This is a genomic window from Luteimonas sp. gir (assembly GCF_037198055.1).
Classification (GTDB): domain Bacteria; phylum Pseudomonadota; class Gammaproteobacteria; order Xanthomonadales; family Xanthomonadaceae; genus Luteimonas; species Luteimonas citri_A.
Map to the genome: position 1 here is coordinate 141,896 of NZ_JBBAXQ010000009.1, position 18,330 is coordinate 160,225.

The following is an 18,330-nucleotide window of genomic DNA, read 5'->3' on the forward strand; positions in this document are numbered from 1 at the left end:
CGCCGGACTATACCCGCGCGCGGGGCTGTGGCGCGTCGGGGGCATCCCCAGGTCAGCGTGTCCACAGGTTGGGGTGGCGGGGCGGCGCCGCCGACGGCCTCAGGACTGGCCTGCGCGCCACTGCGTACGGTCTGCGGCGTCGTGGAACGTCCAAGCCACGAACCGGCTCTGCTTGTTGCCCTGGGCCATCGCAACCTCGCGCACCTCGACGGCTTCGGCCTGGCGCAGTTGCCGGCGCAGGCCCGACAGGTGCTCGGCGCGGGCGACGAGGCTGGTGAACCACAGCACCTGCCGGCCGATGGCGGTACTTTCGCGGACCATCTTGCGCAGGAACTCGGCTTCGCCGCCCGGGCACCACAGTTCGTGGTCGTGGCCGCCGAAATTGGGCGCAGGCGCCGGTGCGCGCTTGGCCGGCGGCGCCTTGCCGAGCTGGCGACGCTTGCGCTGGTGCGCGCCGGCGGCCTCGGCGGCGGAGGCATGGAACGGCGGATTGCACAGCGTGAGGTCGAAGCGCTCGTCCGCGCGCACGACGGTCTGGAAGATGCGGTTGCGCGCCGGCTGGCGGCGCAGCGCGATGGCCTTGTCGAGGCGATTGGCGTGGACGATCGCAGTGGCCACCTGCAGCGAGGTGGCGTCGACGTCGCTGCCGACGAAGCGCCAGCCGTACTCGGCGTGGCCGAGCAGCGGATAGATGCAACTGGCGCCGACGCCGACATCGAGCACGCGCACCGAGGCGCCGCGCGGGATCGTGCCGTCGCCGGAGGCGGCGAGCAGGTCGGCCAGGCCATGCAGGTAGTCGGCGCGGCCGGGGATCGGTGGACACAGTGCGCCGTCGGGCAGGTCCCAATGCGCGATGCCGTAGTCGCTGCGCAGAATCGCGCGGTTGAGCGCACGCACCGCGGTGGGGTCGTCGAAGGCGATGCTGGTCTCGCCGCGCGGGGTGGTCAGCAGGTGGGCGGCCAGATCCGGACTGGAGGCGACCAGCCGGGGAAAGTCGTAGCGGCCCTGATGGCGGTTGCGCGGGTGCAAGGCGGGGGCGCTGCGCGCAGCGGTGCGGGCGGCGCCGGGAGAAGCGGGCATGCGGACACTCGGTGGGACGGACGGCGGGCGTCAGTATGGCGGCTCGGGGGACGGACAAAGAAAACCCCGCCGGAGCGGGGGGCTGTCGGGCGGCGCGGGTCTACGGCAGCTCGCACTGCATCTTGGCATCGACGTAGTAGGGCTTGGGCACGTCGGGGTTCTCGCTGGTGCGCTCGAACACCACCTCGAACGAGTCGGCATTCGGCGTGCCCTTGCGCTCGGTGCAGGCGGCCTGGAGCTTGTCCTTGACGGCGGCGATGCCGGCGTCGCGGTTGGCGCCTTCAGCGCTGTTGGTCAGGTTGACGACCTCGGCAGAAGCCTGGGCGCTGACGGCCAGCAGGCCGGCGAACAGGATGGCGGGCAGGTGCCTCATGGGATCTCCTCGTCATGGTGGCGGTGATGGGGGACAGCGCTGCAGCGGTGCGAAGCCGTTGGCGCCGCGGGCCGTCAGCGTAGGGCGGTGAGGTTAAGGCGGCGTGCGCGTGACCGGTGAAGCCCAGATGCGTGCTCCAGCGCAGCGGGACGGCCGAGCGCTACGGTGGCGCATCGTCAGGTCGCGGCGCCATGTGCGGCACGGTCGCCGACTGGCGGTGACGGAGAAGGTGCCACAATCGAGGCGTCGACCCCCTCTCACGGAGAATCCGGCCATGCGCCTCGTATCCCTTGCGCCGCTGCTGTTTGCGATCGCCGTATCGTCGGCGGCCCACGCCCAGTCGCAGCCTGCCCCAGGAGATGCCCCCATGTCCCACGCCTCCCAACCGAGTTCGACGGCCGCGATCGAAGGCACGTGGCGGTTGGTGTCCTACGAGGTGGAGGTCAAGGCGACCGGGGAGCTGTTCCCACCGATGGGCGAGAAGCCCTCGGGCTATACGATCTTCGCGCCCGAGGGGCGGGTGTGGTTCATGCTCACCGCGCAAGGCCGTGAACCGGGCGAGAGCGAGCGCGAGAAGGCGCGCCTGCTCGAAACGGTGATCGCCTACACCGGCCGCTACCGGATCGAAGGCGATGCCTGGATCACCGCGGTGGACGTGGCCTGGAACCCGGCCTGGGTCGGTACCGAGCAGCGCCGCCAGTTCAAGCTCGAGGGCGACCGGCTGCAGGTGCTGACGCCCTGGCGGGTGATGCCCAACTGGGCTGACAAGGGCGAGACGCGCAGCATCATCACCTTCGAGCGCGCGCACGAAACGCGCTGAGCGAGGGATCGGCGATACCGCGACATCGCGACCGCGGCACGCTGGCGTACCGGCGTGCCGCCTTGCACGCGCGTGTGTCAGTTCGTGACCAGGGTGACGCCGTAGGTGCTGAGCATCGGGGTCAGTCGCTGGTACCAGCTGCGTCGCTGGTTCTGTGCGATGCCGCAGTTGGTGCCATCGCTACCGAGTGCACCGCCCGAGGTGACACCCTGGGCGTGGCCTGCCGAGGAGATCCACGAGCCGCCCGAATCGCCCTGGCCGGCACAGGCGTTGGACTCGCGTAACCCGTTCACGGTGCCCTGGGCATAGTTCACGCTGACATTGGTGCGGGTGATCGTGCCGCAGCGCCAGCCGGTGCGATAGCCGGAGCGGCACACGGCCGAGCCGACGGCGGCCTCCGCGCTGCCGACGACCGGCGTCGTGCTGCTGCCGCTGTACTGCCACACGCGGCCGAACAGCGTGTCCTGCTGGCGCACGGTGGCCCACGCGGCGTCGGAGCCGGGGAACGTGCTGGACTGGAAGCTGCCGACGGTCGTGCCGCCGATGCGGACGGTCGTGCCGGCGCTGCCGCAATGGCCTGCGGTCACGAAGCCCTTGGTGCTGCCGCGGGTCACCGGGAAGCCGATCGAGCAGCTGTTGTACTGGATGCCGCCGTAGATGTTGATCAGCGTGGACGGGATCTGCTCGGACACTTCGAAGTGCAGGGCCCCGGTGTCGACATCGCTGCGCGCCAGAAAGTCCATCACCGCTTCGGTGCGGCCGGCGCCGGGCGACAAGGTGACGACGACCCGGTTGTTGGGCAGGTCGACGCCCCAGGATTGCACGCCGTCGAGCCGGCGCATGATGCGCGAGGTGGCTGACTGATCGAGCGCGTGCACGGCCTGCTCGAGCTCATACAGGCTGTAGCGCACCTGGCGCACGTCGGCGCCTTCGACCGCCGGCAGCCGCTGGCGGCCCTGGACTGCGGTGCCCACCACCAGGCGCGGATGCCCGTCGGCGTCGTGTTCGATCCAGGTGCCGGCGTAGCTGTCGCCATACAGTTGGCGCGCCGTGGCTTCGGCCGCAGGTACTTGGCGCTCGACATCCACGGTCACGCGGTACTGGTCCTGGGTCATGCCCAGGTCGCGTTCCAGCGCGGCGACCATGCCGGGGTCCAGGCTCGGCAGGCCGGGTTGCGCGGCCAGGGCACTGCCGCCCGCGGCGGCAGCCGAGAGCAGGGCGAGGGCGAGGGTGCGGCGGACGGCTGCGTGCAGGGTGTGCATGGGTGCTTCCTCCTTGTGCATTCGAAGTGGGCCGTCCCAGCGGTCCGCCTCGGGTCCGACGTCGAAGGCAACGCAGTGCGGTCGTCGACCGCCTCGTCCATCCGTCGACGCCGCAGGACATGATCGTGCTGCGGCATGCGCCTGGTACAACCGCACGGTGGATGTCGATGACCCGGTGGCGACAAAAACGATGGACGTGGACCACTGCGATTGCCGTCCGGCATCCTGATCCGGAACGAGCTTGCTGACACGACGCGCCGCGATCGCAAGGCCTCTGCCGCGTGTTCCCGGCGCATTTCGACCCTAGGGCGGCCGAGCGATTGCGGTCAAGCGCGAATGCGCTGACTGAATGCCAACCAGCGCTCCTTTTCCGACATTGAGGCAATGCCGATGCACGGGCCGGCGGGAAAGTGTGCACTCGGTCCGCAATGAGGTGTCGAGGCCGTCGCGATGCCACGCACGTTGTCATGCGCGCGACACCCGCATTCAATCTCCTGGTCTTGCAGCGCGTGCATGATGCGGGCTCCCCCAAGCGAATGGAGACCAGGATGAAGACGCGGACAATCACCGGGGTTCTGCTGCTGGCGGCCCTGTCGAGCACGGCGGCGTTCGCCGCACGCCATCACTACGACGTCGTCGGCGAAGGCTATGGCCGGACCCAGCAGGAAGCGCTCGAGTACGCCGAGCGTGCGGCTTACGAGCAGTGCTACAACAACTGGGGCCAGGCCGGCCAGGAGCTCACTGTGCTGGCCGAGTGGGTCGATCCGGCCACCGGCTACATCCATATGCGCGTATCGCTGGGCTGCACCGTCGACGACTGATCGCGGCGCTGCCTTATCGATGCGGGAATCGCCGGCTTCGCAGGGGCCGGCGATTCCGTCGCGATGCGGTCGCGCGAGCGGCGCGCTGTCGTTGAAGCGATGGCGCGCGTCGTCTTCGCTGACGCGCATGGCCAAAGGCATAAGTGCGGATGCGGCCGACCGCTGCCGGCAAGGGGGCGTTCCTTTACCCTGTGCGCCCTTTCCGGTCCGCAAGTGGTCCACATGAAGCTGCAGCTGTCCCTCGAGTGGTTCCTCAATCCCGACCACCTGCCGTTGATCGCCGGCATCGAACTCGGCTGGTATCGCGATGCCGGGCTCGACCTCGCACTGCAGGTGCCGGACGACCATTACGATGGCTTGGCCGCGGTGGCGGCCGGCGAGATCGCGTTCGCCTGCAACGAGCCGCTGCACATGATCGACGCCGACCGACCCGGTCTGCGCGCATTGGGCTGCTTCTTCGAGACCGATGGCGGCATCGTGCTGCAGCGGGCCGCAGGAACGCGGCTGCTCGAAGGCGGTGAGGTGCGCTTGGCCTCGCCGGTTGCCGGCGGTGTGACCGATGCGATCGCGGTGGAGATCCTGGCGCGCTGGTGCACGGCCCGGGGCGCGGCAGTCGATCCTGCGCAGGTGCGGATCGAGAGTGCCGGGTTCGAGCATCTGGCCAACCTGCGCGCTGGCTTCGACGGGGCCTGGCTGTGCTTTGCCAACTTCGAGGGCGTCGAGGCACGGCAGGCCGGGCTGGACACCGACTTCATCACCACCGATGACGTGGGGCTTGCGAACTTCTCGGCCCTGGAACTGTTCACCTCGCAGGGCTTTCTTGCCGAACACCCCGAGGTGGTCGCGACCGTGACCCGGCTGATCGGGCAGGGCGCGCGGCTGTGCCGCGAGGATCCCGGCCAGGCAGCCGCGCTGTGGTACGCCTACAGCGGCACCACGCCCACCCCGCTGGTGGACGCGATCATTGCCGACACCTGCCCACGACTGATCGATCCGGTGGTCCGCGACGCGACGCGCTGGCACGCCATGTGGGCGCAGTTCGACCGCCTGGGCCTGAGCCAGGTCGATCGTGACGGCTACGCCGCGCTGTACGCCTGACGCCGCCGCGCGCCGATGAAACCTCCCCCGCGCGCGGGGGAGGTCGCTGCTCTTCGGGGATGACGAAGACCGCGTTGCCAAACCTCCCCCGCGCGCGCGGGAGGTCGCTGCTCTTTGGGGATGACGAAGACCGCGTTGCCAAACCTCCCCCGCGCGCGCGGGAGGTCGCTGCTCTTTGGGGATGACGAAGACCGCGTTGCCAAACCTCCCCCGCGTGCGGGGGAGGTCGGCACGCTTCGCGTGCCGGGTGGGGGAGGGCCTCGGCTCTTGGTCGCGGAGCCTCACGCCCGCACACGTGAGCATCGGCCGCTGACTGCATCGAGCGCCCGCCACGCCTCAGCGGGCCCAGGTGTGCGCCGTGTCGCAGTTGACGCGCGGTCTACAGCCGGTCGATGGATCGCGTCGCCAAGTGGGTCCACAGGGGGCGGCTACGGCGACGCTGCACCTCTCTAAATGTATCTTTTGATGATACAAATAAGCACCCTCCCACGCCCGCTCCCACACCGGGTGCCCATGGCGCCCGACCGCAGGCTCCACCGCCCGGTACTCCACGCATGACACGCCCCGACGCCTCGCCATTCGACGATCCCTCGGCCGTTGCGTCTTACGCCACGACGACGCCGACCAAGGTGCCAGGTCTGGCCGACCTGCATCGCATGACCACGCTGCTGTTGGCCGAGGGCGCGCCGGCGCAGGCGCAGGTGCTGGTCGTCGGCGCCGGCGGCGGGCTGGAACTGGCGGCGATGGCCGAGGCGCAGCCGGGCTGGCACTTCACCGGCGTCGATCCCTCGCGTCCGATGCTCGATCTCGCGCAGCGGGCCGTGGTGCCGTTCGCCGATCGCGTGATGCTGCTGGCAGGCACGGTCGAGCAGGCGCCGGCAGGGCCGTTCGATGCCGCAACCTGTCTGTTGACTCTGCATTTTCTCGACCGGGCGTCGCGGTTGCGGACGCTGCGCGAAATCCATGGCCGCTTGCGGCCCGGCGCGCGACTGGTGGTGGCCCATCATGCGCCGCCGCCCGATGACGCGGCGCGTTGGCTGGCGCGGTCGGCCGCGTTTGCCGACCGTGCAGGTAGGGCGCCCGAGGCCGCGATCGCGACGGGTCGCACGATGGCCGCGCGTCTGCCGTGGCTGTCGCCTGAGGATGAAGAGGCGTTGCTGCGCGAAGCCGACTTCAGCGCTGTCGCGCTCTTCTACGCGGCGTTCTCGTTTCGCGGCTGGGTCGCCACCGCCTGAGCTCAGCGGGCGGGTCGGGGGGCGCGTTTGGCGGTGCGGCGGGGCGGTGCCTCGGCTGCCGCTGGCGGATCGCCGTACAGCCGCTGGCACGTGTCGCACCAGAAGGCGCGCCGTTGCGCGGCCCCCAGGTGCTTGCGGTATTGCAGTGGTGTGCCATCGCGCGGGCAGCTGCGCTTGGTGTGCACCTGATAGTGCTTGCGCAGTTCGAAAGCCTGCTTCCAGCGGTAGAAGTCGAAGCTGTAGGTGCGCGCCTGGGTCACCAGCTCCGACAGCTTGCGCGGCGGCAGGGCGCCGATCCGGCTTTCGGGGTGCACGCGGATCCGGTGCAGGACTTCGTTCTTGATGATGTTGCCGACCCCGGCGAACACGTCCTGGTCGAGCAGCACGTCGGCCGCCAGCGCCTGCGGCCTTGCGCGCAACTTGCGGCGCGCCGCGGCTGCGTCCCAGGCATCGCTCATGACGTCGCCGCTCCAGTCGTACACGGCGTCGAGGTCGTCTTCGATGAAGCGCACCGAGCAGGCATAGAAGTTCAGGCATTGGCCCTTGCTGAAGCCCAGGCCCAGCCTGACCGGTGCGTCCTTGCTGTCGTCGATACGATAGCTGCCGAACAACAGGAAATGGATGCGCACGCTGAAGCCGGGGAATTGCAGCAGCAGGTGCTTGCCCCAGCTGCGCACGGCGCGCAGCGTGCGGTTGCGCAGTCGTTGGATGTCCTGCGTGCTGTTGCCGGTGACGTGCAGTACCTTGCGGCCGACGAATTCTGCGGCCGCTTCGCGAAGGATGACGATCGATGGACCCTCGGGCATGCGGCGAGTATCACCTTGCGCCGTGAGTGCCGGGTCAGACGGCCGGGTGGGGGCGTGCAAAATTCGCTGCCCCCACCCGGCGCGCGGTGCGCGCCGACCTCCCCCGCGATGCGGGGGAGGTGCGCAAGCCATCGGGCATGCGGCGAGTATCGCCTTGAGTCGTGAGTGCCGGGTCAGACGACCGGGTGGGGGCGTGCAAAATTCGCTGCCCCCACCCGGCGCGCGGTGCGCGCCGACCTCCCCCGCGATGCGGGGGAGGTGCGCAAGTCATCGGGCATGCGGCGAGTATCGCCTTGCGCCGTGAGTGCCGGGTCAGGCGGCGGAGTGAGGGCGTGCAAAATTCGTTGCCCCCACCCGGCGCGCGGTGCGCGCCGACGTCCCCCGCGATGCGGGGGAGGTGCGCAAGTCATCGGGCATGCGGCGAGTATCGCCTTGCGCCGTGAGTGCCGAGTCAGACGACCGGGTGGGGGCGTGCAAAATTCGCTGCCCCCACCCGGCACGCGGTGCGCGCCGACCTCCCCCGCGATGCGGGGGAGGTGTGCAGCGACGCGTCACGGTGGCCGCGCTGCCGTGGCGGGCGTTCGGGGTGGGCCGGCGGCGCCGCGATCACCGTGCGTCGGCCCGGAACACGCTAATCTGGCCGCCAATCGACAAGGTGCACGCCGATGGGGCCCGTTCCGTTTCCGATTCCGTCCGACGAAGCGCTGCGGGCCAGTACGCTGGCGGATTACCACGTGCTCGAGTCGCCCCCCGAGCTGGAGTTCGACCGGCTGGTGCAACTGGCCTCGCGGCTGTTCTCGGTGCCGATTGCACTGATCTCGCTGGTGGCCAGCGACCGCCAGGTGTTCAAGGCGCGCGTTGGCCTGGACGTGTGCGAGACCGATCGCGATGTGTCGTTCTGCGCGCATGCGATCCTCAGCGATGAGGTGATGGTCGTTCCCGATGCATTGGAGGATCCGCGCTTTGCCGCCAACCCCTTGGTGCTCGGGGCGCCGTTCATCCGTTTCTATGCCGGCAAGCCGCTGGTCACGCCCGGGGGGCAGCGCCTGGGGACGGTGTGCCTGATCGACACGCAGCCGCGTGCGACGTTCAGTCAGTCGGAACAGGACAACCTGTCGGACCTCGCCGAGTTGGTGATGGATCGCATGGAACTGTTGCGACTGGCGCATGTGCGGACGGTCGGCCAGGCGCGTTTCGAGAACATCGCAGTCACTTCGCCCGATGCCATCATCTGCACGACCGACGTCGGCGCGATCACGTTCTGGAACCATGCCGCCGAGCGCCTGTTCGGCTACACGTCCGAGGAGGTGACCGGCCGCTGCGGCAGTCTGGTCGTGCCCGACAGCTGGCGCGCTGCGTACTTCGAGGATCTTGCCCGGCTGCGCGAGGGCGCGGCGATGTCGGCCGCTGGTCAGACGATCGTGCGCTCGGGCCTGCGCCGGGACGGCAGCGAGTTTCCGGCCGAGATCTCGCTGTCGTCCTGGCGGGAAGGGCGCGCGACGAGCGTGGGCGCAATCGTGCGCGACATCACCGAGCGGCGCCGCAACGAGGACCGGCTCTATCGGCTGGCCTCGCTCGATGCGTTGACGGAGTTGCCCAATCGAGCCGCCTGGCGCGCCTGCATCCAGGACACGCTCGAGCAGGGCACGCCGGTGTCGGTGCTGTTGCTGGACCTGGACGGCTTCAAGGAGGTCAACGACACCCTGGGCCATTCGGCCGGCGACCAGGTGCTCAAGATGGTCGCTGCGCGCTTGAAGGCCGAATGCCCGGATGCACGGATGATCGCGCGGCTGGGCGGCGACGAGTTCGTGCTGCTGCTGGCCGGCGATGACCGCCGTGGTGCGAGTGCCGTCGCCGATGCGCTGGTGCGCGCGTTGTCGCGCCCCTACGACCTGCCGGGACATGTGTTCGAGATCGGTGCCAGCGTCGGGATCGCGTTGTATCCCGCGCATGGTGCCCGCGCCGAGGATCTGCTGGGCGCGGCGGACCTGGCCCTGTACCGTGCCAAGGCAGCAGGCAAGGGGCGCTATGTGGTGTTCGAGCGGGCCTTTCGCGAGGTCGCGGTGGCGCGCCGCGAGTTCGAGCGCGAGTTGCGGCGTGCGTTCGAGCAGGACCAGTTCGCGCTGCTCTATCAACCGCAGATCGACCTGCGTGACGGGCGGATCCGCGGCGCCGAGGCGCTGCTGCGCTGGCAGCATCCCACGCGCGGCCTGCTGTCGCCGGTTTCGTTCATCGACGTGCTGGCGCAGAAGCCGATCGCGCCTGCGGTCGGCGAGTGGATCATGCGCACCGCCTGCGCTCAGGCGCGCGGTTGGCGCGAGCGGGTGCCGGGGTTCCGGATCGGCGTGAATCTGTTCGAGGCGCAGGTGCGATCGGCGCAGTTGCGCAACGTCGTCGAGCGCGTGCTGGGCGAGACGGGCTTGCCGCCCGAGGGGCTGGAGCTGGAACTGCTGGAGAACACGATGATTCGCCACGACGGCGCCTTGCTGCAGGTACTGCAGGCGCTGCGTGCGATGGGGGTGGGCCTGGCGTTCGACGACTACGGCACCGGCTTCGCCTCGCTGAGCCTGCTCAAGCGGTTCCCGGTGAGCCGGCTGAAGATCGACCGCTCGTTCATCCGTGACGTCATCAGCGATCCCGAGGACGCGGCCATTGTCCGCGCGGTGATTTATCTCGGCCGCAGTTTCGGGCTGGAGGTCATCGCCGAGGGCGTGGAGACGAAGGCGCAGCTCGATTTTCTCGCCGCCAACCAGTGCACGCAGGCCCAGGGTTATCTGTTCGGGCGGCCGATGACCGCGCAGGCATTCACTTCGGAGCTGGCGCGCGCGGCGGTCCTGCCCTGAGCGATCGGCAGGGATTGGTGTCGGGCGCCGCGGTTGCTAGTCTGCGGCGACCCCCGAGCGACAGGCGCGACATGCACCGGCGACAGTTTCTCTCCCATGCCGCTGTGGCGGCGCTGGCGTCCACGCTGCCGCTGGGCGCGCTCGCCCAGGCGCAGGCCGCTTCGCCCGGCGCACTGCTCGCCCCGGCGCTGCGGCCCGGCGACACCGTCGGGCTGATCAGTCCGTCGTCGCCGGTCGATGAGCCGTTCGATCTCGAACTGGCGCAGGAGGTGATGCGCGCGCTGGGCTTCCAGGTCAAGACCGGCGCGCATTTCGCCGGCCGACGCGGCCATCTGGCCGGTACCGATGCCGAGCGGGCAGGGGATCTCAATGCGATGTTCGCCGACCCCCAGGTGCGGGCGGTGATCTGCGTGCGGGGCGGCTCGGGCGCTGCGCGGCTGCTGCCGCTGCTCGACTACGACACGATTGCGCGCAACCCCAAGGTGCTATTGGGCTATTCGGACATCACCGCGCTGCACAGTGCGATCCATGCCCGCACCGGGCTGGTGACCTTCCACGGCCCCAACGGTACGGGCAGTTGGAACCGCTTCAATGCCGACCAGTTCCGCCGGCTGTTCTTCGCGCGCGAGGCGATGGTCTACCGCAATGCGGTGGACGATGCAGACGAGTTGGTGCCGCGCCGCAACCGCACGACCACCATCACCGGCGGGCGCGCCCAGGGCGTGCTGGTGGGCGGCAATCTGACCGTGCTCAGCGCGCTCGCCGGCTCGCCGTATCTGCCCGACTTCGATGGCAAGATCCTGTTCCTGGAGGACGTGGAGGAAGCGCCGTACCGGATCGACCGCATGCTCAGCACGCTCAAGCTGATGGGCGCGCTGGACCGGATCGCGGGCCTGATCTTCGGCCAGTGCACCGACTGCGACCCGGGGCCGGGTTACGGCTCGCTGACACTGGCGCAGATCCTCGAGGACCATCTGCGGCCGCTGGGCATCCCGGCCTATCGCGGGGCGATGATCGGGCATGTGCGCGAGCAGTTCATCGTGCCGGTGGGCGGCCGGGTCGAGTTGGATGCCGACGAAGGCGTGTTCCGCCTGCTGGGCCAGGTGCTGGCCTGAGCAAGACGCCGGCGCCGCGCGCGGGCACGGACGTCCTGGGGATTCGGCCCTGCGGATCGGCAGCGCAGGCGTCTGCGGTCATCGCCGCGTCGGTCCGATGTTTCGTTGTTCGCTCAATGGCGAAATTTAACGAAAAGGGGCATACTCCGCCGCATTGTGAGAACGTCCATGACAGGAAGCCGGGATACCAGCCAGCGCAGGTTGCGGATCAGCGAACTGGTGCGTCAGCACGGCAGTGTGCAGGTCGCCTCGCTCGCCGAGTTGTTCGGGGTCAGCGTGCAGACAGTCCGCAAGGACCTGCGCTACCTCGCCGAACGCGGGGTCATGGCACGGGCCTACGGTGGCGCGATCGACAGCAGCGTGGTCGGCGGCCCGGCGGCCGAGCCGGCTTATGAGGTCAAGCGCAGCGAACGCCTGGACGCCAAACGTCGCATCGGTCGGCTGGCCGCCACGCTGATCAAGGCCGGTGACACCATCGCGATCGACTCTGGCACCACGGCCATCCAGTTGGCCGAAGCGCTGCCCAACATCCAGGTGACCGTGGTCACCAACGACTTTGGCGTGCTGACGGCGTTGACGCCCAAGAACAACGTCGACATCGTCATGCTCGGCGGCGAACTGCGCCGCAAGAACATGGCCTTCTACGGCGGCATGACGGTCGATGCGATCGACGCCCTGCACGTGGATGTGGTGTTCCTCGGGGTCGACGGGTTCGACCTGGAGCGCGGGATCACGACCCACTACGAGCCCGAGGCGATGCTCAATCGCAAGATGATCGAGGCCGCGCGCAAGGTGGTGGCGATCACCGACAGTTCGAAGTTCGGGCGCATCTGCCTGCACCGGATCATGCCGGTCGCGGACCTGCACACGCTGATCACCGATTCGGGCGCGCCCGAGGACGTGCGCGAGGCCAGCCGGCAACTCGGCTTCGAGCTGCTGCTGGCCTGACCCGCGCGCCGCGGCTCAGCGCCGGTGCGGGGCGAACACGCGCATCGCGTTGGCGTAGTACACCTTGTCGATCACCTCGCGCGGCAGCGCCAGTCCGCGCACGTCGGCGCGGATGGTCTCGATGCGCTGGGACTGCGCCGTCGCCAGGAACATCCAGTCCGAGCGCCAGACCGCATGCGCGGCCTGCCGGAACGCATCGGGGTCGGTGCCCGGCTCCTGGGTGAGATCGGTGCCGTAGAGCAGACGGTCCTGGTAGGCGAGGAAGAACGCGCGCACCTTGTCGTGGTCGCGCACGGCCTGGTACTGCACCTGGGCCATGCGTGCGGCGAGATCGACCGTGGCTTCGGGGTAGCGATCGAGGAAGGCGGCGAGCCGGTCGACGTTCCATTCCAGGCTGGCCATGTGCGCGCCGACGAAGCGCAGTTGCGGATGCGCGTCCAGGAATCGGTCGCGGACCGCCATGTGGGTCTCGTAACCGGGCTGATCGGGATGCAGATACATGTGGTACTCGGGATGGTTGCCGAAGTACTCGCGGTCGTTGTCGGTGGTCATCTGTTCGAGCGGCAGCCAGCAGTTGTGCGGCTCGCCCTGGTGGCCGATCAGCGGAATGTCGAGCGCGCGGATGCGTTCGGCGATCGGCGACAGCGCCGGATGGTCGAGCATGATCGGCCGCCCCTGTGCGTCGGTCTCGACCATGCCGACGTTCTTCCAGATCTTGACCGCGAGCGCGCCGCGCGCGACCTCGGCCGCCAGCGCGTCGCCGACCGCGTCCGACCAGCCGGGGCTGTCGAAACCGGTCATGCGGAACGTCGCCGCCCAGTGGAACCGCGCGGGATCGGCGGCGGCCTGCTTGAGCGCAATCGCGTGCTGGGTCTCCACCGGCGGGAAGGCGGGATAGTCGACATTGATCGACAGCAGTTCGAAGCCGTCCGTGCGTGCCTGCTCGAGGAACGCCGCCGAGTCGGCATTGGCATGCACGTGGGCATCGAATTTGCGGACCGCGGCGAAGTCGTCCATCGCATAGAGGGCTGCGGAGGGGGTGGCGTCGGGCCGGGGCGCGGCGCAGGCGCCAAGGACGCAGGCGGCGACGAGCGCCGCAAGCCGGGACGGGAAGGGCATGCCGATCTCCAGTTCGATAGCGAAACTTTTTTATCACATAACGAAACAAATGTGTTGCGGTCTCCGGCCGGTTTGACGCAGACTCGGCAACACCGAACGAAAGGGGAGAACCCGGCACATGCTGCCCGTCCGACGTCGTACCGTGCTCAAGCTCGTCTCCGGCACCGCGGCCTATGCCGCGGCATTGCCGTTGGTCCAGGCCGCTTCACCGACCACCGCTGCCCAGGTCCGCGCACTCGCGCATGACAGCCTGCTGTCGCTCGAATTCGATGCGGCGTTGCGCAGTCGAGTGCTGGCGCGTGGCGAGCCGATCACCGGCTTCGACGCCAGCGAGGCCTTGTTGTTGGCCGACGGCAGCGCGATCGAACACTTCGCGTTCGTCGACGAGCGGGTGGAGCGGGTCCGCAGTGAACGTCACGGCCCGGGGCGGCGGCACGTGGTGCGCGGCCGCTCGGCGCAAGGCGTCGAGAAGACGGTAGAGGTGACGTTTCACGAACGTCATCCGGGGCTGGCGGTGCTGCGCACGCGTTACCGCAATGGCGGCCAGACGCCGCTTGAGATCGCCGGGTGGCGCAATGCCGCCCATGCGATGGCCGACGCCGGCGACGGCTTCTGGAGCTTCTCGGGCGCCACGCATACCGACCGCCGCGACTGGGTGCAGCCGCTGACCGAGGGGTTCGCGCAGCGCAATACGCTGGCGATGGATTCCTCGGACTATGGCGGCGGCACGCCGGTCGCCAACATCTGGCGCCGGGATGTGGGGCTGGCCGTGGGCCATGTCGAGCCCAAGCCGCGGTTGCTCGATCTGCCGGTGACGCGCGAGGCCGACGGCGGCGCGCGCATCGCGATCGAAAGTACCCGCGCCGCCACGCTGGCACCGGGCGAGATGTTGGAGAGCGACCGCTGCTTTGTGGCCGTCCATACCGGCGACTACTTCGGCGTGCTGCAGCACTACAGCCGCTGGATGGCCGACGAAGGCATCGCGGCGCCGGAGGTCCCGGCCTCGGCGTTCGCGCCGATCTGGTGTGCCTGGGGCTATGAGCGCGACTTCACCACCGAACAAGTGCTGGGCACCTTACCGAAGGTGAAAGAGCTGGGCCTGGAGTGGGTGGTGCTCGACGACGGCTGGCAGACCAACGAGGGCGACTGGCAGATCGACACGCGCAAGTTCCCGCGCGGCGAGGCGGACATGATCGCCTTCGTGCAGGCGATCAAGGCCCAGGGCCTGCGCCCGCGGCTGTGGCTGGCGCCGCTGGCCGCCGACCCGGGCAGCGAAGTCCTTTACCGCCACACCGACATGCTGTTGCTCGACCGCGATGGCGCCAGCCAGAACGTGACCTGGTGGAACGCCTTCACCCAGTGCCCGGGCTACCAGCCGACGGTGGATTTCTACGTGGCGTTGGTGACGAAGATCATCGGCGAGTGGGGTTTCGAGGGCCTCAAGCTCGACGGCCAGCATCTCAATGCGGTCGCGCCCTGCTACAACCCCGCGCACAACCACGCCGACCCGATGGAATCGTGCGAAGCGGTCGCGACGTTCTGGCAGGCGATCTACGACGCCGCGCACGCGGCCAACCCCGATGCGGTGGTCGAGCTGTGCCCCTGCGGCACCGCGTTCGCGTTCCACAACCTGCCGGCGACCGATCAGTACCCCTCGTCCGATCCGCTGTCGTCGTGGCAGGTGCGCCACAAGGGCAAGACGATCAAGGCGCTGATCGGCAAACGCGGCAGCTATGCCGGCGATCACGTCGAACTGGCCGACGGGGGCGCGGATTTCGCGTCCAGTGTCGGCATCGGCGCGGTGATCTCGACCAAGTTCACCTGGCCGGCGGACATCCCCGATCCCAAGCTGGACATGCCGCCGGGCGGGTTGGTGCTGGGCGCCGCCAAGGAAGCGGTGTGGCGCAAGTGGATCGACCTGTATCGCGCGCACATGCTGCCCAAGGGCGACTATCTGGGCACGCTGTACGACATCGGCTTCGACCGGCCCGAGACCCATGTCATCGGCAAGGACGGCGCGCTGTATTACGCGTTCTACGCCGAGCGCTGGGACGGCCCGCTGCAACTGCGCGGGCTCGGTCGGGGCCGCTACCGGGTGCGCAACCTGTTCGACGGGACTGACCTGGGCACGGTTGACGCGCGCAGCGATACGCTGGCCTCGGTGCCGTTCGAGACCTTCGCGCTGTTGCAGGCCACGCCGGACGGCGCGGCATGAGCGCGGTCGCCGCAGCGGTGCCCGGTGGTCGCGCCTGGCTGGCCTTCGCGATGGCCACGGTGGTGCTGTTTGGCGTGTGGGGCGCGTTGTCGGGCCTGACCGCCAGCCCGGCCTTTCCCGAAACGTTGGTGTACTGCGTGTGGGCGCTGACGATGGTGCCGCCGGCGCTGTTCGTGCTGTGGCGCAATGGCTGGCGCGTGGACCGCAGTCCGCGGGCGATCGTCTACGGGCTGTTGATCGGCCTGCTCGGTGCCGGCGGGCAGATGCTGCTGTTCAAGGCGTTGGCCGGCGGGCCGGCGTACTTCATCTTCCCGATCATCTCGTTGTCGCCAGTCATCACGATCGCGCTGTCGTTCACGTTGCTGCGCGAACGCACCACGCGCGTGGGTGCGATCGGCGTGGTGCTGGCGTTATTGGCGCTGCCGCTGCTGGACCTGTCGCTGGGCCGCGCAGAGGGGGAGGGCGTGGGCTGGTTCGTGCTGGCGCTGCTGATCATGCTCGCCTGGGGTGTGCAGGCCTACTTCATGAAGCGCGCCAACACCGTCGTGCGCGCCGAGAGCATCTTCTTCTACATGACCGTTGGCGCGTTGGCGCTGGTGCCGGTGGCCTGGCGCATGACCGACTTCGGCCAGCCGATCGCCACCGGCCTGCAGGGGCCGTGGCTGGTCGCCGCGATCCAGGTGCTCAATGCGGTCGGCGCGCTGTGCCTGGTCTATGCGTTCCGCTATGGCAAGGCGATCGTCGTCGCGCCGTTGACCAATGCCGGCGGCCCCTTGATCACCGCGGCGCTGTCGCTGGTGCTGGCCGGTGTGGTGCCCGGTCCGCTGAAGCTGGTCGGGCTGGCGATGGCGCTGGTCGCTTCGGTGCTGCTGGCGCTCGAGCCCGAACGCCCGACCCCGATCGACTGACGCCTTCTTTCCGACGATACGAGGACCGCGATGCACGCCCTGCTCGAGCTGGTCGCCCGCCATACGCGTGGCGACGGCGCCGGTATCCCCTCCATCTGCTGCGCCCATCCCTTGGTGCTGGAGGCCGCGCTGCGCCATGCCAGGCGCCACGCCCTGCCGCTGGTGCTCATCGAGGCGACCTGCAACCAGGTCAACCAGGACGGTGGCTACACCGGCATGACCCCGGCCGACTTCGTCGCTTTCGTCGGCGACATCGCCCGGCAGGTCGGCGTCGATCGGGCACGCATCGCACTCGGCGGCGATCACCTGGGCCCCAATCCCTGGACCGTGCTTGAGGCCGAGGCGGCGATGGCCAAGGCCGAGACGATGGTCGCCGCCTACGTCGCCGCGGGCTTTCGCAAGCTCCATCTCGATTGTTCGATGGCCTGCGCGGACGATCCGGTGCCGCTGCCCGAGGCGACGATCGTCGAACGCGCGGTGCGGCTGTGCCGCGCGGCCGAGGCCGCCCATGCCCGGGCCGGCGGCGAGCCGCCGGTCTACGTGATCGGCACCGAGGTGCCGGTGCCTGGCGGCGCGACCGAGGCCATCGAGGGCCTGGCAGTCACCGCGCCCGAGGCCGCGCTGGCGACGATCGAGGCCCACCGGGATGCATTCGCGGCCGCCGGCCTGCAGGCCGCGTGGACGCGGGTGATCGCCTCGGTGGTGCAGCCGGGCGTGGAGTTCGACCACCACCAGGTCATCGACTATGTGCCGGCGGCCGCACGCGCGCTCAGCGCCGCGATCGAGCAGGTCCCGGGCCTGGTGTTCGAGGCGCATTCGACCGACTACCAGACCCCGGACACACTGGCCGCGCTGGTGCGCGACCACTTCGCGATCCTCAAGGTCGGCCCCGGCCTGACCTTCGCGCTGCGCGAGGCCTTGTGGGCGCTGGATGCGATCGAGCGCGAGTGGATCGCGCCGGACCGGCGTGCGCAGCTGCGCGAGACCGCATTGGCACGCATGCGCGCCCAGCCCGGCCACTGGCAGCGTTACTACCACGCCCAGGGCGAGGCGCTGACCATCGACCTGCAATACAGCTTGAGCGACCGCATCCGCTACTACTGGCCGGACCCGGCGATCGAGGCGGCCTGCCAGCAGCTGTTCGCCAACCTGCGCCAGAGCCCGCCGCCGATGCCGCTGGTCGGCCAGTACTTGCCGCAGGCGCTGCGCGCCCTGCGTACCGACCGCGCCCCGCTTGATCCCGCCGCCCTCGTGATGGCCCACATCGCCATCGCCCTCGACGACTACCGCCATGCCTGCGTCCCCGATGCCCAGTCCTGAACACCTCGGCCTGCCCGAATCCGATCTGGCCGCCAGCGGCGCGCTGTGGACCGCACGCGAGATCGAACAGCAGCCGCGCATGCTCCTGCGCACCCATGCCCTGGTCACCGAGATGGCCGAGTCGCTTGCGGCCTTCATCGCGCCGGTGTCGGGCGACCCGACGGCGCGCGTGATCCTGACCGGCGCCGGCACTTCGGCCTATATCGGCGAATGCCTGGCGCCGTGGCTCGACCGCAGCCTCGCTGCGCGCGTCGATGCGGTGCCCACGACCGATCTGGTCAGTGCGCCGCAGCTGTATCTGGATCCGGATCGCCCGCTGCTGCTGGTCTCGTTCGGGCGTTCGGGCAACAGCCCCGAGAGCGTCGCA

General features: G+C 69.4%; 15 protein-coding genes and 1 pseudogene. 11 read left to right on the forward strand and 5 right to left on the reverse strand.

Annotated features, from left to right (window positions below):
• Positions 1–99 precede the first annotated feature (99 nt).
• Together rlmF and WAF18_RS12595 are read right to left on the reverse strand one after the other, a co-directional pair.
• Positions 100–1,080, reverse strand: coding sequence for a 23S rRNA (adenine(1618)-N(6))-methyltransferase RlmF (gene rlmF, locus WAF18_RS12590; RefSeq protein WP_337245404.1), 981 nt, complete (start codon positions 1,078–1,080; stop codon positions 100–102).
• A 100-nt stretch (positions 1,081–1,180) separates the two neighbouring features.
• The gene (locus WAF18_RS12595) at positions 1,181–1,453 is read right to left on the reverse strand and encodes a hypothetical protein (protein ID WP_337245405.1); all 273 of its coding nucleotides are present in this window, start codon (positions 1,451–1,453) and stop codon (positions 1,181–1,183) included.
• Positions 1,454–1,820: 367 nt separating this feature from the next.
• Here WAF18_RS12595 and WAF18_RS12600 point away from each other — a divergent pair, with 367 nt between their 5' ends.
• Positions 1,821–2,273, forward strand: coding sequence for a lipocalin-like domain-containing protein (locus WAF18_RS12600; protein ID WP_183425523.1), 453 nt, complete (start codon positions 1,821–1,823; stop codon positions 2,271–2,273).
• A 77-nt stretch (positions 2,274–2,350) separates the two neighbouring features.
• On the opposite strand, the gene WAF18_RS12605 is transcribed toward WAF18_RS12600, so the two are convergent.
• On the reverse strand, positions 2,351–3,535 hold the full coding sequence (locus WAF18_RS12605) for a S1 family peptidase (protein ID WP_337245406.1): 1,185 nt from the start codon (positions 3,533–3,535) through the stop codon (positions 2,351–2,353).
• 548 nt (positions 3,536–4,083) lie between these two features.
• Here WAF18_RS12605 and WAF18_RS12610 point away from each other — a divergent pair.
• From WAF18_RS12610 to WAF18_RS12620, 3 genes are all read left to right on the forward strand, one after another.
• Positions 4,084–4,356: a hypothetical protein gene (locus WAF18_RS12610; RefSeq protein ID WP_183425521.1), complete on the forward strand. Its 273-nt coding sequence runs from the start codon at positions 4,084–4,086 to the stop codon at positions 4,354–4,356.
• Between the two features lie 222 nt (positions 4,357–4,578).
• Complete coding sequence (locus WAF18_RS12615; RefSeq protein ID WP_337245407.1) at positions 4,579–5,454, forward strand: ABC transporter substrate-binding protein; 876 nt, start codon at positions 4,579–4,581, stop codon at positions 5,452–5,454.
• Positions 5,455–6,008: 554 nt separating this feature from the next.
• The gene (locus tag WAF18_RS12620; RefSeq protein WP_337245408.1) at positions 6,009–6,689 is read left to right on the forward strand and encodes a class I SAM-dependent methyltransferase; all 681 of its coding nucleotides are present in this window, start codon (positions 6,009–6,011) and stop codon (positions 6,687–6,689) included.
• Between the two features lie 2 nt (positions 6,690–6,691).
• Here the strand turns inward: WAF18_RS12620 and WAF18_RS12625 are convergent, their stop codons facing one another.
• Entirely contained in the window at positions 6,692–7,495 is an 804-nt protein-coding gene (locus tag WAF18_RS12625) for a DNA-formamidopyrimidine glycosylase family protein (RefSeq protein WP_337245409.1), read from the reverse strand.
• A gap of 665 nt (positions 7,496–8,160) precedes the next feature.
• On the opposite strand from WAF18_RS12625, the gene WAF18_RS12630 reads away from it, so the two are divergent.
• From WAF18_RS12630 to agaR, 3 genes are all read left to right on the forward strand, one after another.
• Entirely contained in the window at positions 8,161–10,338 is a 2,178-nt protein-coding gene (locus WAF18_RS12630) for an EAL domain-containing protein (protein WP_337245410.1), read from the forward strand.
• Between the two features lie 71 nt (positions 10,339–10,409).
• A complete protein-coding gene (locus WAF18_RS12635) occupies positions 10,410–11,453 on the forward strand; it encodes an LD-carboxypeptidase (RefSeq protein WP_337245411.1) in 1,044 nt (347 codons plus the stop codon).
• A 168-nt stretch (positions 11,454–11,621) separates the two neighbouring features.
• Complete coding sequence (agaR, locus tag WAF18_RS12640; RefSeq protein ID WP_183425515.1) at positions 11,622–12,401, forward strand: transcriptional repressor AgaR; 780 nt, start codon at positions 11,622–11,624, stop codon at positions 12,399–12,401.
• A 15-nt stretch (positions 12,402–12,416) separates the two neighbouring features.
• Here the strand turns inward: agaR and WAF18_RS12645 are convergent, their stop codons facing one another.
• On the reverse strand, positions 12,417–13,520 hold the full coding sequence (locus WAF18_RS12645; protein WP_337245412.1) for an amidohydrolase family protein: 1,104 nt from the start codon (positions 13,518–13,520) through the stop codon (positions 12,417–12,419).
• Between the two features lie 118 nt (positions 13,521–13,638).
• Between WAF18_RS12645 and WAF18_RS12650 the strand changes: the two genes are divergently transcribed.
• The 4 genes and pseudogenes from WAF18_RS12650 to WAF18_RS12665 form a co-directional block, all read left to right on the forward strand.
• Positions 13,639–15,735 (forward strand): glycoside hydrolase family 36 protein, encoded by a 2,097-nt coding sequence (locus WAF18_RS12650; RefSeq protein ID WP_337245413.1) that lies wholly within the window; start codon positions 13,639–13,641, stop codon positions 15,733–15,735.
• Complete coding sequence (locus WAF18_RS12655; RefSeq protein WP_337245414.1) at positions 15,732–16,643, forward strand: DMT family transporter; 912 nt, start codon at positions 15,732–15,734, stop codon at positions 16,641–16,643. Before WAF18_RS12650 ends, WAF18_RS12655 begins: the two co-directional genes overlap by 4 nt.
• A 30-nt stretch (positions 16,644–16,673) precedes the next feature.
• Positions 16,674–17,963: a D-tagatose-bisphosphate aldolase, class II, non-catalytic subunit gene (locus tag WAF18_RS12660; RefSeq protein ID WP_337245415.1), complete on the forward strand. Its 1,290-nt coding sequence runs from the start codon at positions 16,674–16,676 to the stop codon at positions 17,961–17,963.
• A pseudogene (locus WAF18_RS12665) lies at positions 17,950–18,330 on the forward strand (sugar isomerase); the annotation flags it as partial. The gene WAF18_RS12660 and the pseudogene WAF18_RS12665, both read left to right, overlap by 14 nt.

What these genes read in the sequence shown, in the direction of transcription:
- rlmF (WP_337245404.1), bottom strand. Translation starts at nt 1,080, where the DNA reads ATGCCCGCTTCTCCCGGCGCCGCCCGCACCGCTGCGCGCAGCGCCCCC.
- WAF18_RS12595 (WP_337245405.1), bottom strand. Translation starts at nt 1,453, where the DNA reads ATGAGGCACCTGCCCGCCATCCTGTTCGCCGGCCTGCTGGCCGTCAGC.
- WAF18_RS12600 (WP_183425523.1), top strand. Translation starts at nt 1,821, where the DNA reads ATGTCCCACGCCTCCCAACCGAGTTCGACGGCCGCGATCGAAGGCACG.
- WAF18_RS12605 (WP_337245406.1), bottom strand. Translation starts at nt 3,535, where the DNA reads ATGCACACCCTGCACGCAGCCGTCCGCCGCACCCTCGCCCTCGCCCTG.
- WAF18_RS12610 (WP_183425521.1), top strand. Translation starts at nt 4,084, where the DNA reads ATGAAGACGCGGACAATCACCGGGGTTCTGCTGCTGGCGGCCCTGTCG.
- WAF18_RS12615 (WP_337245407.1), top strand. Translation starts at nt 4,579, where the DNA reads ATGAAGCTGCAGCTGTCCCTCGAGTGGTTCCTCAATCCCGACCACCTG.
- WAF18_RS12620 (WP_337245408.1), top strand. Translation starts at nt 6,009, where the DNA reads ATGACACGCCCCGACGCCTCGCCATTCGACGATCCCTCGGCCGTTGCG.
- WAF18_RS12625 (WP_337245409.1), bottom strand. Translation starts at nt 7,495, where the DNA reads ATGCCCGAGGGTCCATCGATCGTCATCCTTCGCGAAGCGGCCGCAGAA.
- WAF18_RS12630 (WP_337245410.1), top strand. Translation starts at nt 8,161, where the DNA reads ATGGGGCCCGTTCCGTTTCCGATTCCGTCCGACGAAGCGCTGCGGGCC.
- WAF18_RS12635 (WP_337245411.1), top strand. Translation starts at nt 10,410, where the DNA reads ATGCACCGGCGACAGTTTCTCTCCCATGCCGCTGTGGCGGCGCTGGCG.
- agaR (WP_183425515.1), top strand. Translation starts at nt 11,622, where the DNA reads ATGACAGGAAGCCGGGATACCAGCCAGCGCAGGTTGCGGATCAGCGAA.
- WAF18_RS12645 (WP_337245412.1), bottom strand. Translation starts at nt 13,520, where the DNA reads ATGCCCTTCCCGTCCCGGCTTGCGGCGCTCGTCGCCGCCTGCGTCCTT.
- WAF18_RS12650 (WP_337245413.1), top strand. Translation starts at nt 13,639, where the DNA reads ATGCTGCCCGTCCGACGTCGTACCGTGCTCAAGCTCGTCTCCGGCACC.
- WAF18_RS12655 (WP_337245414.1), top strand. Translation starts at nt 15,732, where the DNA reads ATGAGCGCGGTCGCCGCAGCGGTGCCCGGTGGTCGCGCCTGGCTGGCC.
- WAF18_RS12660 (WP_337245415.1), top strand. Translation starts at nt 16,674, where the DNA reads ATGCACGCCCTGCTCGAGCTGGTCGCCCGCCATACGCGTGGCGACGGC.